The sequence below is a fragment of the Halomonas sp. SIMBA_159 genome (genome assembly GCF_046536035.1).
Classification (GTDB): domain Bacteria; phylum Pseudomonadota; class Gammaproteobacteria; order Pseudomonadales; family Halomonadaceae; genus Vreelandella; species Vreelandella venusta_A.
On record NZ_JAWJBT010000109.1, the window covers coordinates 1 to 433 of the forward strand.

Annotated in this window: 1 protein-coding gene; it reads right to left on the bottom strand. The window is 49.2% G+C overall.

Annotated elements, in window-relative coordinates; translation table 11 throughout:
* Nucleotides 1-433, bottom strand: a 433-nt coding sequence (locus R0J87_RS18585; protein ID WP_498888039.1) for a DUF4256 domain-containing protein, incomplete at both ends; no start/stop codon positions are given.

Below are 433 nucleotides of genomic sequence, written 5' to 3' on the forward strand. Positions count from 1 at the left end.
CCCCTCCTCGTTCACGGATTTCCTCAGGCGTCTCCAGCCAACTTGAGGTCTTCAAATCAAATTCGCCTAAAGTCTGAAGCACCCGGTATTGATCTTCTGTCAATAAGTCTATGCCGATTTCATTAGCGCTGTCGACTGCCGAATTTTCAGGTTTGTTCTTTTTGCGCCCTTCAAGCGCAGCCCGGTCATAGCATAGGCTTCTGCGTCCTATAGGGCTTTCTGTAGCACAGTCGCAAAACAAAAACATGCCGGTCTCAGGTTCATAGCCGATGACATCCGGTTCACCGCCCGTTTCCTCCATTTGATGCAAAATCGCCAACTTCTCCGGATGTTCCTTCAGCTTCAGTAAGACATTGTCCCAGCCCATCTTCTCGTGGCGCTGTTCATTTTGCTCAAAACGTTGTTTCAAGGTGTCGAGCAGTTGTTCGCTTTG